Raw genomic sequence first — 13,833 nt, forward strand, 5'->3', positions numbered from 1 at the left:
CGTCTTGGCTTCAAAGATAACGTGGTTAAAGTGACAACATACGCCATTTTACTGTCAGCAGCGACTTGGGCTTTTGTACCTGAGTTTGGTTTTTTGCTCTCCTAATTGCTCTGATTTTGGCTTTGATTTCGATGAGAAAGTATGAGTTGAAAGTAGAGTTTAAAGGTACAGATGAAACGGGTGATTACTGGGTATCAATAGCTCGTTGTTGGACGGAAGATGAATTTCATATTCTAGAGAATATTTATACTGAACTGAAAAGCAGAATCTAGCACAGAGGCTCGTCAATTTTGGCGAGCTTTTGAGTTTATGGTCCCGCACCTAACAAACGCCTCAAGAAGGACTGTCAACGCGTGGCGTTTCCAGTCCCATTGAGCCGCGGTGGTTTCGGTTGTTGTGTTTGAGTTTAGTGGTGTGCGTTGTCATCCCCTTAGGCGGGCGTTAGGTGAATGGTAAGTGGATTGAACAAGGACAGTGTTATGAAATGTTTTTTAGCTTTTTGGCTCGTTTTCGTCAGCTTTTTTTCGGTCGGCTTGCATGCCAATGACGCCGTTTTACAACAAGCTTATCAATCGCAACAAAGTGATTTACAGGTTCAAGGATTCGGACAGGTAGTGAAAGTGTTACCTGACGACAATGATGGTTCAAAGCATCAAAAATTCATCTTAAAGCTCAATAGCGGACAAACATTGCTGGTTGCTCATAACATCGACTTAGCACCGAGAATTCCAAACTTAAAAGTTGGCGACAGTGTTGAGTTTTATGGTGAATACGAATGGAACAAAAAAGGTGGAGTTCTTCACTGGACTCATAAAGATCCTCAAAATCGTCATGCTCATGGTTGGTTGAAACACAATGGGCAGGTGTACGAGTAAATTCACCTAACAAACGCCTCAAGAGGGACTGTCAACGCGCGGCGTTTCCAGTCCCATTGAGCCGCGGTGGTTTCGGTTGTTGTGTTTGAGTTTAGTGGTAATGCGTTGCCAGCCCCTTAGGCGGGCGTTAGGTTTACTGAGTGAAGTCTGATGGAAAAGAGAAGAAGACAAAAATATAGCTTGTTAGAACCAATAGTTATTCAGTCTGGCAACCAATATCAAAATGCTGCATCGGTGCTTGCAAGCACCGATGGAAATCTGTGGGTAGCGTGTATCAATGCATCGTTGGCTATAGAGATTTATTTAAAATCATTTTTGATTACAGAACATCAAGTGCAAGGGTACTCAAGATTTATGGGAACCGTTCATAAATCACATGACCTAGCAAAATTATTTAAGAAACTACATCCTCAAAAACAATCGGTACTTTTAGAGGCAGTCAAACATGTTGCTCCAGGCATCGATCTAGTTGCTGAACTGACTAAATACCGAAATGTCTTTACGAATGCTAGGTATACTTTTGAACCAAATAATGTTCCATCTATGGGTTCTGACCTAATAAATTTAGCTAGTGTTTTAAGACGTGCGGTTATCCATATCATAAATGTTCATTATCCAGTGATTAAACCCATAGGTCTTGAAAAAGCGGTCAATGAGATACTTTCGACACGGCAAACATAACAAACGCCTCAAGAGGGACTGTCAACGCGTAGCGTTTCCAGTCCCAATGAGCCGCGGTGGTTTTGGTTGTTGTGTTTGGGTTTAGTGGTAATGCGTTGCCAGCCCCTTAGGCGGGCGTTAGGCTAAAGGAAGTAGCAATGAAAAATATTAAATACATTTTATTTATTTGTGTTGTAGCGTACATGCCATTTGTAAGTGCTAATTTATCGCATTTGGATAAAAGCATAAGTCTCCTTAATACATTAAATTATCCTGCAATATTTAAAAATACATTACTTAAAGAGTGTGATAAGGGGCTCCCACAGTTCGCTTCACTAAAAATTTGTAAACAATCGGAAACACTATCGGACGAAATGATAGTCAGGATTGCTGCTAAACACTTCATTTCATATGTATCTGAGAGTGATACCGATAAATTAATTGCTTTTTGGGGTGGAAGTGACGGTGTCCGAATTTCAAATGGATTAGTCCTCTGGCAGCAAACTGGCAGACTAGATGTATTGACAGATACTGATTTGTATATTTTAGACAAATTTAACCAAACAGCAGAAAATAAAGCATCTATGGCATTTGCCGACAATGTTAATGTAAGTGTGCAAATAATCTTAGAAATCGAAGAAATTCTAAGCAGTCAATAGCCTAACAAAGCGTTAAAGCGGGACTTGGCACGCGTGGCATTTTCAGTTTGCGGTAAGTTTAGTGGTTAAGGTGTAATGCGGTCACTTTTGTATTACGTGCCTGCGCCCCTTAACGCGGCGTTAGGTTGCTCAACGAAAAGGTGAATTCTGTGAAAATGTTAACCTTTAAAAATGTTTCACGAATGCTTATGAGTTTGGTTTTGGTGGGTGCGTCACCGCAAGTTTATGCAAAGTTAACACTGGATGAATTTTGCAAAATGCGATACGACTTAGCTTTTGCGTCTATAAGCGATAGAATGGATCCATCTGCATCTTTACCAGAACTATTAAAAAATTTTAACATCCTTGTAGAGGAAGCAAAAACGAAGCAAACTTATAATAAAAAAATCTTCAAAAACATTACTTATGGTGACTATATGGAATGGGGGAAAACGGTCATCTTAGAGGCTTACGAAGAGTCAGTTTTATATAGTGATGGGTTTAATGACCGCACAATCAAAAGATTCTCAGAAAGAGCAATGGTAGATTGTTATAGAAATAATGGCGAACTTTAAACAATTTTGTTGTCATTCGTAGAGTAAATTCAAAGGAACAACACCTATCACATGAAACCCTTGTTCCTTTGATAATGATTCTCAATAATCGCTCTGTAATCAATTTTGAGCGTTTTTATTAATTTGTGGCTTGTTAGTTATGGCATATCGTCTTGGGCTTGTTTTTGAGCCTAAATAGGCGGCTAAATTGGCAAGCCTTTGCTTTGATACTGTATCTGTATATTTTTCTCGGTCAAATGGACGTTGTACTGTTCTAACTTGGTTCTCACAAGTGTATTTTGCGAGCACTTTGTTAAGCAATTTCAAATCAAGTTCGGCAGTGGTGAGAATTTGAATGTAACCGACCACACCATAGTTAGGCTGATGTTTTAATCTCAGCATCCAAATCATATTGATACTTTTGAATGCAGCACTGACAGGTTTTTTAATCTTCTGCATCAAATCATTGAACTCAATGGCTTCATCAAAGTTGTTATAAAATATCGCTGTCTGATGTGTTGGCTTAATATCTTTGATGTTATTTATGAGCTTACGTTTGGTTTTATTATGTGCTGATTCTGTCATAGTTTATACTCCAATAATCATATATCTCTATATCCTTATAACTTCACTTCAATATGTGAGGCTTATCGTGTGATTAATGGTGCATAAGTTGTTGATTTACAGCTATTATGCAACTGTGATTTTGGTCGAGCAAAGGACTGAGAATCACGAAAATCGGATAGTAGTGCGGTGAGAATCACACTAAAACTTAGACACTGCACCTAACAAACAGCTCAAGTGGACTGCCAACACGTGGCGTCTTCGGTACGGTTAGCATCAGTGATTACGGTTGTTAATGTTGAGTGTGGCTGTGTGTTGTCAGCCCCTTAGCTGGGCGTTAGGATTTACTCAAGTTGACAGAAGCAGAAAGCTATAGATTTCAGATTTCTGCCTCATTTTTAAACTACCTTTTACTTAACTGATCGAATATTCCGCCTTGCGAAAAATGTTTCTTATGGGCTTCATCCCATCCAGAAAACTTATCTATAGTAAATAAGTTTAGTTCTGGAAACTGCTTGGAATATTTAATGGCTATGTTTTTATCCCGAGGTCTATAAAAGTTTTTGGCTGCAATTTCCTGTCCTACAGGAGAATAAAGATACTCAAGATATGCTTCAGCCATAGCGCGAGTTCCTTTTTTATCAACGACTTTATCTACTATCGATACTGTTGGTTCCGCTAATATCGACGTGCTCGGAATTATTATTTCTACATTGTGATTTTCGATCTTATTAATAGCCAATAACGCTTCATTTTCCCATGTAATCAGAACATCACCAATTTCTCGTTCAATAAAGGTATTTGATGAACCTCTAGCACCAGTATCTAGGACTTTAACATTGCTATAGATTGATTTTACAAATTGTTGGGCATAGACTTCGTCGTTATTACTTTTTGTCAGTGCGTAGCCCAAAGCTGCTAGGTAATTCCAACGAGCTCCTCCAGAAGTTTTCGGATTTGGTGTGATGACTTCAATATTCTCTCTGGTTAAATCATCCCAATCTTGAATGTTTTTTGGGTTGCCCTTACGGACAAGAAAAACAATAGTGGATGTGTATGGAGCCGAATTATGTGGTAGCCGAGATTGCCAGTCCTTTGCTATTTTTCCTGAGCTAGCGATTGCATCAATATCTTGAGCCAATGCCAAAGTTACCACATCAGATTCAATACCATTAATAACTGTAATTGCCTGTTTACCAGAGCCTCCATGAGATTGATTTATCTTGATGTGTTGTTTTTTTTGGCTTGCCCAATATGTAGTAAATGCCTGATTATACTCTTGGTATAGCTCACGAGTAGGATCGTATGAGACATTGAGTAAAGTGGAATCGTTTGCTAGGGCTGTGCTTCCGAAAGTGAGCACTGTTAAAACTAAAAGTAATTTCTGCATCTTAATATCCTTATGTGCGTTGGGTTCACATAAATTAGCATGGTGCTTATGTATTAATTACTTATTTTATCTGATTTCATATTCACTTTGGTTATATTGATGCCGTAAACCTAACAAACGCCTCAAGAGGGACTGTCAACGCGTGGCGTTTCCAGTCCCATTGAGCCGTGGTGGTTTCGGTTGTTGTGTTTGAGTTTAGTGTTATGCGTTGTCAGCCCCTTAGGCGGGCGTTATGTGCATGGAGGCAGTAATGAACATTGGTATCTATATTTACGATGAGGCCGAAGTTCTCGACTTTTCAGGACCTTTCGAAGTTTTCAGTACAGCTAAACGATTAGGTGCTGGAAGTTGGAATGTATTTTTAGTCTCAGAAACCTTGGAACCAGTGAAAGCCAGAGGTGGTTTTACTGTTTTACCCGACTATTCGTTTCAGAATTACCCTCAAATTGACCTATTAATCGTTGTTGGCGGTGTCCATAGGAACGAAATGAATAAGTCCAATGTGCTTCATTGGGTTGCATCAGTGGATAAGCATGCTAAACATATTGCATCAGTTTGTACCGGAGCATTCATATTAGCTAATGCCGGTTTGCTGAAAGGACTTGCTGTTACGACTCACTGGGAGGATATTCCTGAGCTGAAACAACGGTTTCCTGACTTAGTCGTTGTGGAAGATAAACGTTGGATAACAGCAAGCAAGTACACAACGTCGGGTGGTATATCTGCGGGCATTGATATGAGTTTGTTCTTGGTATCAAAGTTTCATAGTCAAAGCCATGCTGAATTGGTTGCTCATCAAATGGAGTACAACTGGCAAAAATGCACATAACAAACGCCTCAATAGGGACTGTCAACGCGTGGCGTTTCCAGTCCCATTGAGCCGCGGTGGTTACGGTTGTTGTGATTGAGTTTAGTGGTATGCGTTGTCAGCCCCTTAGGCGGGCGTTAGCTTCTTAAAGGCTAAAATCATCAAAATCCAAACTTCTTGTTCTGAAAAATCAGCTTTTAGTGTTCAAATTGCACAATTTGGCATTTGAATTTTGCTAGATGCTGATTTGGTAGAAAGTGTTGGAAGTTCCGCAGTTTCAAAGCCGCTGAAAGCCAACAAGTCTCGATGCTTCAAAGTCGTTGAATGTTCAATTCGGTCAACTTGGTTTCACAAAAAGCAACATCGTCGCTGAAATCGTGCTTCTTTGTCGGAAATGCAGTAAATGGCCAACTTAACCTTGAACGCTGCAAGTTTTGGCAGCTCACTTCACAGCTTTTGGCGTTGGACGTGTGTTTGAGTGATGCTTCTGCGTAAAATGGCTTTCACGAAAATGTGTTTAAAAATCATTGTTAAACAATAGGCTACGAAGCTAACAAACGCCTCAAGAGGGACTGTCAACGCGTGGCGTTTCCAGTCCCATTGAGCCGCGGTGGTTACGGTTGTTGTGTTTGAGTTTAGTGGTAATGCGTTTCCAGCCCCTTAGGCGGGCGTTAGGCACAATCCGTTGTTTGACATAAGTTATAAATTTTTAGAGAATGGAGACGGCTGCGCGGTTCAGAGCCGCTGACATGTAAATGACAGTGATAAAATTCTACTGACCAAAAGGTAGAAGCCTGAACTCTAGCCCCAAATTACAATGAAAAATATCAAATTTAAAATATATCATCCAACATTAGATCTTGTTTCAGACCGTACTCTTCGCTCAATACTTAAAAAGTTCTCCACGTTACTTCGAGAGATTCAATATCAAGAAGTCTTCTTTTTAATAAACCATAGCAACATTACTAAATCAGAAAAACAATCTCTTCAAGACCGATTGAAAGGCCCCCTCAATCATATTGACGCTTACTACATTGAGCATATTGAAAAAGGTAGCATCATTATCGAAGCAGCGCTGACTGCTACAGGATTGTGGCTTTTAAAAAATACAATAGGTGAGTCGATCAAGGAAGCTTGGAAGCAATCTGACATGCATGAATCGATAGTTTCTTACCTATCAGAACCACTTCAGCGTGAAAAAGTGATTGATAGGAATGTAGATAGGGTTATTGATGCATGGAATATGGATGGTTTTTTAATAGAGACTACAACGAAAGAGAAAGTTGATGAAGATACTGTGGTTTTTACAGTTAATCTAAAAACCGATCCATTACTTGAAACTCATATAAAAGATAATCTTCAACGAATAGATACTGAATTAGTTATCCGAGAAATTAAATCAGAAATTGAACGATTACGTAGCCAGCAGTAAGTGCCTAACAAAGCGTTAAAGCGGGACTTGGCACGCGTGGCATTTTTGGTTTGCGTTGGGTTTAGTGGTTAAGGTGTGATGCGGTCACTTTTGTATTGCGTGCCTGCGCCCCTTAACGCGGCGTTAGGCAAATAAAGGGGACAATTATGTCAGATGGTAATTCTGTTATTAATTTTGGTGATTTAGCGAAGCCTGCAACAGTTTTAATTGAAAAGGTTTCAAATGCTATCGGTGTACTTTATGAGCCAAGAAGAATTCGCAAAAAAGCTGAAGCAGAGGTAGAAGCCGAGAAAATAAAGGTGCTTGCTGGCATAGAACTAAATGAAATCCAACAAAGAGGCATTGAGAGATTTGTCCAGCAAGAAGCACGTAAACAAGCTAATATTGAAGCAATTACGGCACAGGCTGCTTCTCAATTAGATGAATCAGCTAAAACTGATAACTTAGAAGAGGATTGGATTGCCCATTTCTTTGATAAATGTGACAAAGTCTCAGATGCAGAAATGCAAACGTTATGGTCTAGTTTACTTGCAGGAGAAGCCCAAAACCCAGGAACATATTCAAAAAGGACTGTTGACTTTGTTGCTACCATGGACAAGAAAGACGCAGAGCTGTTTACTAATTTTTGTCAGTTTGTATGGATGGTTGGAGGTGCAACCCCGTTGATATTTGACTTTGAAAATGAAATATATACCAAAAATGGTATTAATTTCGCTTCGTTAAAACATCTTGATGCTATTGGTCTGATTTCATTTGAAAGTCTTTCGGGATATAGGCGTTTTGGATTGCCCAAAAAAGCTGTTTTCTTCTACTACGGTCAGCCGACTTTAGTTGAATTTGAAAATGACAATAATAACGAGGTTCAAATTGGTAAAGTCCTTTTTACTAAAGCTGGGCTTGAACTTATAAATATCTGTGGCGCTAAACGTAGCCAAGAGTTTTATGAATATTCAGTTTCTGAGCTATCTAAGCAAGGATTAATCCTGTCGAGTTTACTTGCCTAACAAACGCTTCAAGCGGGACTGTCAACGCGTAGCGTTTCCAGTCCCATTGAACCGAAGTGGTTACGGCTGTTGGTTTAAGCTGTGCGGTAGCGTTGCCAGCCCCTTAAGCGGGCGTTATGCAGCTTAGTGATAATAATTAAGGCTAGGTGTTAAACATGAAAAGGATTCTAAGTTTTACATTAATTGCAGCTATTCAGGGATGTGCAAATGAACCGAGCGTGTCGCAGCCAATATCATCTGGACTGTACTGTGTTGGGAGTACGGCTCTAAGTGGTGAGTTAAGCGATAAGTTCACACCTGTTCAAGATGAATCACTACTTTCTCAAGCAATCGGAGAACCATTACAAGGCAAATTGTGTCAAGGTTCGGTTTATGAAAGCACACAGGATGTGATTATCTATCGTGCATGGAACAGCACAAATCCTAAAAGCCAACTAGGTCAATGGTGGTCATTTGAGCTTCCGTCTGGTTATACAGCAGACTATAGGAAGAATTTTGAGATTTGTTACCAGTGGTCACCGTTGGATAAATTGGCAAAATGCACCTTGAAAGCAGGTACAAAGGTTGTCGTCGGCAATGGCCAAAGTGCAAAATGTTCAGAGTATCTAAGTTATCCGGTATCCGAGAAGCAGCAAGTATTCATTTCAGAGGGGGCCAGCGTAGTAGAAAATTGTCAGGTTTATGACAGTGTAATGAGTTGGGAATAAGCCAAACGTTGAGCCGCTGCATAACAAACGCCTCAAGAGGGACTGTCAACGCGTGGCGTTTCCAGTCCCATTTAGCCGCGGTGGTTACGGTTGTTGTGATTGAGTTTAGTGTTATGCGTTGTCAGCCCCTTAGGCGGGCGTTATGCAACATTGGGGATTAAAGGTGAGTGACTTATTTTCGACAATAATTATTGTGGCTATTGGGTTAACAATTTTAGCTGTCATAGTATCGTCTATTGTTAATTTTTATAGAGATTGGCCGATTTTATCTACAGCTTGGAGTCGAATGGAATTATTCGAAAAACGTTTGTTTTATATTGGGATTTCATTTTTTATTCTCATTCCAGCGCTAAAAGATCACCCTGCAGCGAACACCTACATTTCAAGGGTATTAATAGAAATCCTTCCAGCTCTGGCTGGTAGTTTTTTCGTTGCTGGAGTAGTTAGCTTTATGCGGCAAGTTCACGATATTCGCAATCGCAATGGTTGATCTTATGCATAACAAACGCCTCAAGAGGGACTGTCAACGCGTGGCGTTTCCAGTCCCATTGAGCCGCGGTGGTTACAGTTGTTGTGTTTGAGTTTTGTGTTATGCGTTGCCAGCCCCTTAGGCGGGCGTTATGCTTAATCCATTAAAATCAAGTGTTTGTGGTTTTCGATTTCTTTGGCATTTTGTTCATGTTTTGTCGGCAATTCAATATTGTTTGTCGCTGCCTAACGAAGCGGCAATGTATCTGGCGCTGTAAATTCAGAGTTATTGCCTCATTGGAATGTTGAGCCTGCGCGAGGTGAGTTGGGCTCTCTCAAGTCGCTTTGAACAGTTTGGTGCCTTTACTTACAGGCTGAAAGTTAGTCGGCAATTGAGCATTGTTTTTCGCTGCCTAATGAAACAGCAATGTGTTTATCGCTGTACGTTTCAGCGTTATTGCCTCATTGAGTTGTAGCACCAACATGTTGTAAGTGGGGTTGTCGGAGAGGGTTTCCACATTGGCTGATGTGTAGGATGAAATCCTGTTTTGGTCAGTTCATAGGTAAAATTTGAGTCGGTTCTAATTCGAGAAACTCTGTGGTTTGGTGAATGATTTCAGTGAGTTATTCTTGAGTTGGTTCAAAGGTAAAGTGTTGAAGCTTAAGCATAACAAACGCCTCAAGAGGGACTGTCAACGCGTGGCGTCTCCAGTCCCAATGAGCCGCGGTGGTTGCAGTTGTTGTGTTTGAGTTTGGTGCTAATGCGTTGCCAGCCCCTTAGGCGGGCGTTAGCCTAATACCAAACACAATTACCATTGTAAGGAATCAATGCTATATGCAAGTATCTGATATAGGTTTAATTTTAGATATGCTAGCAGTCTTTTTACTAGCAAAGTATTCGTTGCCTAAAGAGCCCCTTTACCCAGATGGAAGTGAATCATTAGTTGTAGGACTTACACAGCCTGAGCGTACTGCTAACATCAATAAATACATCACGCATAGAACAATTTCTAACTGGGCTTATGGGCTTTTAGCGTTTGGTTTCATCTTACAGTTATCTCTCGTTGAAACGTTCTTAAATTTTGTTGTTCAGAGTCTGGAGTAAGTTATTAGGCTAACAAACGCCTCAAGAGGGACTGTCAACGCGTAGCGTTTCCAGTCCCATTGAGCCGCGGTGGTTATGGTTGTTGTGTTTGAGTTTAGTGGTGGTGCGTTGTCAGCCCCTTAGGCGGGCGTTAGCTTCTTAAAGGCTAAAATCATCAAAATCCCAACTTCTTGTTCTGAAAAATCAGCTTTTAGTATTCAAATTGCACAATTTGGCATTTGAATTTTTCTAGATGCTGATTTGGTAGAAAGTGTTGGAAGTTCCGCAGTTTCAAAGCCGCTGAAAGCCAACAAGCCTCGATGCTTCAAAGTTGTTGGATGTTCAACTCGGTCAACTTGGTTTCACAAAAAGCAGCATTGTCGCTGAAATCGCGCTTTCTTTGTCGGAAATTCGGTAAGTGGCCAACTTAACCTTGATCGCTGCGAGTTTTGGCAGCTCACTTCACAGCTTTTGGCGTTAGACGTGTGTTTGAGTGATGCTTTTGCGTAAAATGCATTTCAAGCAAATGTGTTTAAAAAGTCATTTTTAAACAATGGGTTATGAAGCTAACAAACGCCTCAAGAGGGACTGTCAACGCGTGGCGTTTCCAGTCCCATTGAGCCGCGGTGGTTTCGGTTGTTGTGTTTGGGTTTGGTTGTTATGCGTTGTCAGCCCCTTAGGCGGGCGTTATGTGCTTTTCTGAAAAATTTTCACAGCTCTGCGCTTATAATTCAGACGTGAGGTGCACGATGTCTGAAAATCAAAAAGTTAAAAGAGCTGAACCAATTGAAACTTGTTCATATAAAAGTCCTTGTGTTCGTCATTGTTGTTTAGATGACAAAGACATCTGCATAGGTTGTGGTAGGACTCTTGACGAGATATGTTGTTGGAGTAGTGCAACAAATAGCGAAAAATAAGACATATTAATCAATAGCTTAGCTAGAGTTCAGGGCCGAAATATATCGATATGAAGCATCTTGGTCTTGTGTATATGATGGCTTTTTATCGAATGCTGTTTGGCATAAATGCCTTTCGCTACCCCTTTAAATGGAAGGGTGGGCATCAGAAACACACACATAACAAACGCCTCAAGAGGGACTGTCAACGCGCGGCGTTTCCAGTCCCAATGAGCCGCGGTGGTTGCAGTTGTTGTATTTGAGTGTAGTGGTAATGCGTTGTCAGCCCCTTAGGCGGGCGTTATAGCTCTTATCTGAACTAATTCTTGCCATCTGTACGCTTGGTGCGTACACTTCCTATATGAAAAGTGTATTTGTCGAATCAACAATTTTTGAAAAGTACCGAGATGAATATCTCAGTGATGAGGAGTATAGGCTCTTTCAAGCAGAGCTAATGCTAAACCCCAAGCTGGGTGATGTGATTCAAGGTACTGGCGGTTTGCGAAAAATTCGAGTTGCGAGTAAAGGCAAGGGAAAGCGTGGTGGTTCACGGATTATCTATTACTTTCTCGATGAAAAGAGGCGTTTCTATTTGCTAACCATTTACGGCAAAAATGAAATGTCTGACTTGAATGCAAATCAAAGGAAACAACTAATGGCTTTTATGGAGGCGTGGCGCAATGAGCAATCGTGATTTATTTGCAGAGTTAAGCTCAGCTCTTGTTGAGGCTAAGCAGCATTCAGAAGGTAAGCTTACTCTGAAAACACATCATGTGAATGATGTGGGTGAGTTGAACATCTCACCGGATGAAATCGTGAGTATTCGCGAGCAGTTCAATATGTCCCGCGGAGTCTTCGCGCGGTTACTTCATACGTCTTCGCGCACATTAGAAAACTGGGAACAAGGTCGTAGTGTGCCAAATGGTCAAGCGGTCACTCTTTTAAAGTTAGTACAGCGTCATCCAGAAACGTTGTCACACATAGCCGAGCTATAACAAACGCCTCAAGAGGGACTGTCAACGCGTGGCGTTTCCAGTCCCATTGAGCCGCAGTGGTTACGGTTGTTGTGTTTGAGTTTGGTGTTATGCGTTGTCAGCCCCTTAGGCGGGCGTTATAAGCCAAGGAGAAATTGTGGTTACATTTAGGGAAATGGATATTTCCGATTACAACGAAGTGATTGCTTTATGGGCTACTACTGAAAACGTATCCCTCAGAGATGCCGATTCTCGGCCAAACATCGAAGCTTATTTGAAAAGAAATCAAGGTTTAAGCTTTGTCGCAGTTTCAGATTCTCTTGTGATTGGCGCTGTTTTGGTTGGTACAGACGGTAGGCGAGGTTACGTACAACATCTGGCGGTCTCATCTGACTTTCGAGGCCAAGGGATTGGTAAGTCTTTAATTCAAAAAGCGACAGATGCACTATCAAGAATAGGCATTTCTAAGACGCATTTGTTTGTGTTGATTGAGAATGTTGTGGCACAGGACTTCTATACCAAGTTAGATTGGTACCCGAGAGATGAAATCCGAATGTTTTCGTACAACAGTTCGAGTAACCCAGAAGTCTAGGGTTCGGGCTTATAACAAACGCCTCAAGAGGGACTGTCAACGCACGGCGTTTCCAGTCCCATTGAGCCGCGGTGGTTTCGGTTGTTGTGTTTGAGTTTATTGGTATGCGTTGTCAGCCCCTTAGGCGGGCGTTATATTATTGCCATTCTAGTATTTGGGATAAATAAATGAAAAAGACATTAGGGATTTTAATTTTAACTCTTTTATCAGTACCTGCGTATTCAGCTATTCGAAATAGTGAAATAAGAGACCTTGAGAAAGAGATTATCAAAAAAGAGTGGCCAGCATGTTTAACGCCTAAGGAAGCTGCGATTAAGTGGTGACTGAACTGCTCCAAGTCGCACGACAGTGCGATCGCTGACTTTTTACTCGTAAAACGAGTGGTATTTTGTCGATTCCGAGCGTTTCAAGCCACTTTCAGCCGTTTTCTCCGGCTATTGGCGGATTTCAGGCAGATCTCGCCTGTCGTCGTATCAGTTGGTCGACTTTGACCAGATTCGCCAAGGTGAATAGCATGGCTAATTGGTTGTCGTTTTTCATCAGGCCTTTGTAGCGGGCTTTGATAAAACCAAACTGGCATTTAATGATGCGAAACGGGTGCTCGACTTTGGCCCGAATGCTGGCTTTCAAGTATTCGATATGGATGGCCACTTTGTTTTTGCGAGGGTGCTTTTTCAGGGCGCGAACTTTACCGGGACGTTCGGCTATCAGCCAATCAACGTCTGCCCCCTTCAGCTCGTCGCGCTTGTGTGCACCTTGGTAGCCTGCATCACCGGAGACGAATTCTTCATCACCGTGTAGCAGGTTGCTCAATTGATTCAGATCATGCTCGTTAGCGGCAGTAGTCACCAGTGTATGAGTGAGGCCACTTTTGGCATCCACACCAATATGTGCCTTCATACCGAAGTGCCACTCATTGCCTTTCTTGGTCTGGTGCATTTCGGGATCACGTTGGTTGGTTTTGTTCTTGGTCGAGCTGGGCGCTTCGATAATCGTCGCATCGACCAACGTGCCTTGCTTCATCAGCACGCCGCGCTCGCTGAGCCATTGATTGATCGGCTCGAACACACTGCGTCCCAGCTGATGCTGCTCTAACAAGTGGCGGAAGTTCATGATGGTAGTGCGGTCGGGAATGGCTCTGTCCAGCGAAAGATGGGCAAATAACCGCATGGACGCGATCTCATAGA

Annotated in this window: 20 protein-coding genes and 1 pseudogene; 18 read left to right on the forward strand and 3 right to left on the reverse strand. The window is 41.5% G+C overall.

Going from position 1 to position 13,833, the window contains the following annotated elements; genetic code table 11:
- The first annotated feature begins 479 nt into the window (after positions 1-479).
- The 4 genes from T411_RS0114650 (at position 480) to T411_RS0114665 (ending at position 2,748) form a co-directional block, all read left to right on the forward strand.
- Complete coding sequence (locus T411_RS0114650; protein ID WP_000649527.1) at positions 480-875, forward strand: DUF3465 domain-containing protein; 396 nt, start codon at positions 480-482, stop codon at positions 873-875.
- A 150-nt stretch (positions 876-1,025) separates the two neighbouring features.
- Positions 1,026-1,556: a HEPN domain-containing protein gene (locus tag T411_RS0114655; protein ID WP_000415562.1), complete on the forward strand. Its 531-nt coding sequence runs from the start codon at positions 1,026-1,028 to the stop codon at positions 1,554-1,556.
- A gap of 137 nt (positions 1,557-1,693) precedes the next feature.
- Entirely contained in the window at positions 1,694-2,194 is a 501-nt protein-coding gene (locus T411_RS1000000121160; RefSeq protein WP_000789723.1) for a hypothetical protein, read from the forward strand.
- 155 nt (positions 2,195-2,349) lie between these two features.
- Positions 2,350-2,748: a hypothetical protein gene (locus T411_RS0114665; protein ID WP_001882293.1), complete on the forward strand. Its 399-nt coding sequence runs from the start codon at positions 2,350-2,352 to the stop codon at positions 2,746-2,748.
- Positions 2,749-2,847: 99 nt separating this feature from the next.
- Here the strand turns inward: T411_RS0114665 and T411_RS0114670 are convergent, their stop codons facing one another.
- Both T411_RS0114670 and T411_RS0114675 read right to left on the reverse strand, forming a co-directional pair.
- The gene (locus tag T411_RS0114670) at positions 2,848-3,312 is read right to left on the reverse strand and encodes a hypothetical protein (RefSeq protein ID WP_000140244.1); all 465 of its coding nucleotides are present in this window, start codon (positions 3,310-3,312) and stop codon (positions 2,848-2,850) included.
- A gap of 382 nt (positions 3,313-3,694) precedes the next feature.
- Positions 3,695-4,681 carry a sulfate ABC transporter substrate-binding protein gene (locus T411_RS0114675; RefSeq protein ID WP_001170908.1) on the reverse strand — a complete coding sequence of 329 codons (987 nt, stop codon included), beginning with the start codon at positions 4,679-4,681 and terminating at the stop codon, positions 3,695-3,697.
- Between the two features lie 250 nt (positions 4,682-4,931).
- Between T411_RS0114675 and T411_RS0114680 the strand changes: the two genes are divergently transcribed.
- From T411_RS0114680 to T411_RS1000000121180, 14 genes and pseudogenes are all read left to right on the forward strand, one after another.
- On the forward strand, positions 4,932-5,510 hold the full coding sequence (locus T411_RS0114680; protein WP_001020575.1) for a DJ-1/PfpI family protein: 579 nt from the start codon (positions 4,932-4,934) through the stop codon (positions 5,508-5,510).
- Between the two features lie 303 nt (positions 5,511-5,813).
- Positions 5,814-5,984, forward strand: a complete 171-nt coding sequence (locus T411_RS1000000120375; RefSeq protein WP_001882300.1) for a DUF645 family protein — start codon at positions 5,814-5,816, stop codon at positions 5,982-5,984.
- 322 nt (positions 5,985-6,306) lie between these two features.
- Entirely contained in the window at positions 6,307-6,921 is a 615-nt protein-coding gene (locus T411_RS0114685) for a hypothetical protein (protein ID WP_000789577.1), read from the forward strand.
- A gap of 146 nt (positions 6,922-7,067) precedes the next feature.
- Positions 7,068-7,925, forward strand: a complete 858-nt coding sequence (locus tag T411_RS0114690) for a DUF2806 domain-containing protein (RefSeq protein WP_001279526.1) — start codon at positions 7,068-7,070, stop codon at positions 7,923-7,925.
- A 155-nt stretch (positions 7,926-8,080) separates the two neighbouring features.
- Positions 8,081-8,632 carry a hypothetical protein gene (locus T411_RS0114695; RefSeq protein WP_000821930.1) on the forward strand — a complete coding sequence of 184 codons (552 nt, stop codon included), beginning with the start codon at positions 8,081-8,083 and terminating at the stop codon, positions 8,630-8,632.
- 286 nt (positions 8,633-8,918) lie between these two features.
- Positions 8,919-9,122: a hypothetical protein gene (locus T411_RS1000000121035; protein ID WP_001911745.1), complete on the forward strand. Its 204-nt coding sequence runs from the start codon at positions 8,919-8,921 to the stop codon at positions 9,120-9,122.
- Positions 9,123-9,378: 256 nt separating this feature from the next.
- Complete coding sequence (locus T411_RS1000000120840) at positions 9,379-9,576, forward strand: DUF3709 domain-containing protein (protein ID WP_001894451.1); 198 nt, start codon at positions 9,379-9,381, stop codon at positions 9,574-9,576.
- 359 nt (positions 9,577-9,935) lie between these two features.
- Positions 9,936-10,205: a hypothetical protein gene (locus T411_RS0114705; protein WP_001198131.1), complete on the forward strand. Its 270-nt coding sequence runs from the start codon at positions 9,936-9,938 to the stop codon at positions 10,203-10,205.
- A 335-nt stretch (positions 10,206-10,540) separates the two neighbouring features.
- Positions 10,541-10,694: pseudogene (locus tag T411_RS1000000121220) on the forward strand (DUF645 family protein).
- A gap of 179 nt (positions 10,695-10,873) precedes the next feature.
- Positions 10,874-11,101: a DUF1289 domain-containing protein gene (locus T411_RS01000000119590; protein WP_001894457.1), complete on the forward strand. Its 228-nt coding sequence runs from the start codon at positions 10,874-10,876 to the stop codon at positions 11,099-11,101.
- A 340-nt stretch (positions 11,102-11,441) separates the two neighbouring features.
- Complete coding sequence (locus tag T411_RS0114710; RefSeq protein WP_000843587.1) at positions 11,442-11,774, forward strand: type II toxin-antitoxin system RelE family toxin; 333 nt, start codon at positions 11,442-11,444, stop codon at positions 11,772-11,774.
- On the forward strand, positions 11,761-12,075 hold the full coding sequence (locus tag T411_RS0114715) for a helix-turn-helix domain-containing protein (RefSeq protein ID WP_000071008.1): 315 nt from the start codon (positions 11,761-11,763) through the stop codon (positions 12,073-12,075). The genes T411_RS0114710 and T411_RS0114715 overlap by 14 nt, the downstream gene beginning before the upstream one ends.
- Before the next feature lie 136 nt (positions 12,076-12,211).
- Entirely contained in the window at positions 12,212-12,646 is a 435-nt protein-coding gene (locus tag T411_RS0114720; protein WP_000256036.1) for a GNAT family N-acetyltransferase, read from the forward strand.
- Positions 12,647-12,813: 167 nt separating this feature from the next.
- On the forward strand, positions 12,814-12,969 hold the full coding sequence (locus T411_RS1000000121180) for a hypothetical protein (RefSeq protein WP_000751734.1): 156 nt from the start codon (positions 12,814-12,816) through the stop codon (positions 12,967-12,969).
- Positions 12,970-13,093: 124 nt separating this feature from the next.
- Here the strand turns inward: T411_RS1000000121180 and T411_RS0114730 are convergent.
- The coding region (locus tag T411_RS0114730) for an IS5-like element ISVch5 family transposase (RefSeq protein ID WP_027694903.1) at positions 13,094-13,833 on the reverse strand (740 nt) is incomplete at its 5' end.

Origin of the sequence: Vibrio cholerae ATCC 14035 (genome assembly GCF_000621645.1) — a bacterium.
Lineage (GTDB): Bacteria > Pseudomonadota > Gammaproteobacteria > Enterobacterales > Vibrionaceae > Vibrio > Vibrio cholerae.

Bases quoted from the DNA above. Each gene is read 5' to 3' on its own strand.
- T411_RS0114650 (WP_000649527.1), top strand. From the start codon at position 480: ATGAAATGTTTTTTAGCTTTTTGGCTCGTTTTCGTCAGCTTTTTTTCG.
- T411_RS0114655 (WP_000415562.1), top strand. From the start codon at position 1,026: ATGGAAAAGAGAAGAAGACAAAAATATAGCTTGTTAGAACCAATAGTT.
- T411_RS1000000121160 (WP_000789723.1), top strand. From the start codon at position 1,694: ATGAAAAATATTAAATACATTTTATTTATTTGTGTTGTAGCGTACATG.
- T411_RS0114665 (WP_001882293.1), top strand. From the start codon at position 2,350: ATGTTAACCTTTAAAAATGTTTCACGAATGCTTATGAGTTTGGTTTTG.
- T411_RS0114670 (WP_000140244.1), bottom strand. From the start codon at position 3,312: ATGACAGAATCAGCACATAATAAAACCAAACGTAAGCTCATAAATAAC.
- T411_RS0114675 (WP_001170908.1), bottom strand. From the start codon at position 4,681: ATGCAGAAATTACTTTTAGTTTTAACAGTGCTCACTTTCGGAAGCACA.
- T411_RS0114680 (WP_001020575.1), top strand. From the start codon at position 4,932: ATGAACATTGGTATCTATATTTACGATGAGGCCGAAGTTCTCGACTTT.
- T411_RS1000000120375 (WP_001882300.1), top strand. From the start codon at position 5,814: ATGTTCAATTCGGTCAACTTGGTTTCACAAAAAGCAACATCGTCGCTG.
- T411_RS0114685 (WP_000789577.1), top strand. From the start codon at position 6,307: ATGAAAAATATCAAATTTAAAATATATCATCCAACATTAGATCTTGTT.
- T411_RS0114690 (WP_001279526.1), top strand. From the start codon at position 7,068: ATGTCAGATGGTAATTCTGTTATTAATTTTGGTGATTTAGCGAAGCCT.
- T411_RS0114695 (WP_000821930.1), top strand. From the start codon at position 8,081: ATGAAAAGGATTCTAAGTTTTACATTAATTGCAGCTATTCAGGGATGT.
- T411_RS1000000121035 (WP_001911745.1), top strand. From the start codon at position 8,919: ATGGAATTATTCGAAAAACGTTTGTTTTATATTGGGATTTCATTTTTT.
- T411_RS0114705 (WP_001198131.1), top strand. From the start codon at position 9,936: ATGCAAGTATCTGATATAGGTTTAATTTTAGATATGCTAGCAGTCTTT.
- T411_RS01000000119590 (WP_001894457.1), top strand. From the start codon at position 10,874: ATGTGCTTTTCTGAAAAATTTTCACAGCTCTGCGCTTATAATTCAGAC.
- T411_RS0114710 (WP_000843587.1), top strand. From the start codon at position 11,442: ATGAAAAGTGTATTTGTCGAATCAACAATTTTTGAAAAGTACCGAGAT.
- T411_RS0114715 (WP_000071008.1), top strand. From the start codon at position 11,761: ATGAGCAATCGTGATTTATTTGCAGAGTTAAGCTCAGCTCTTGTTGAG.
- T411_RS1000000121180 (WP_000751734.1), top strand. From the start codon at position 12,814: ATGAAAAAGACATTAGGGATTTTAATTTTAACTCTTTTATCAGTACCT.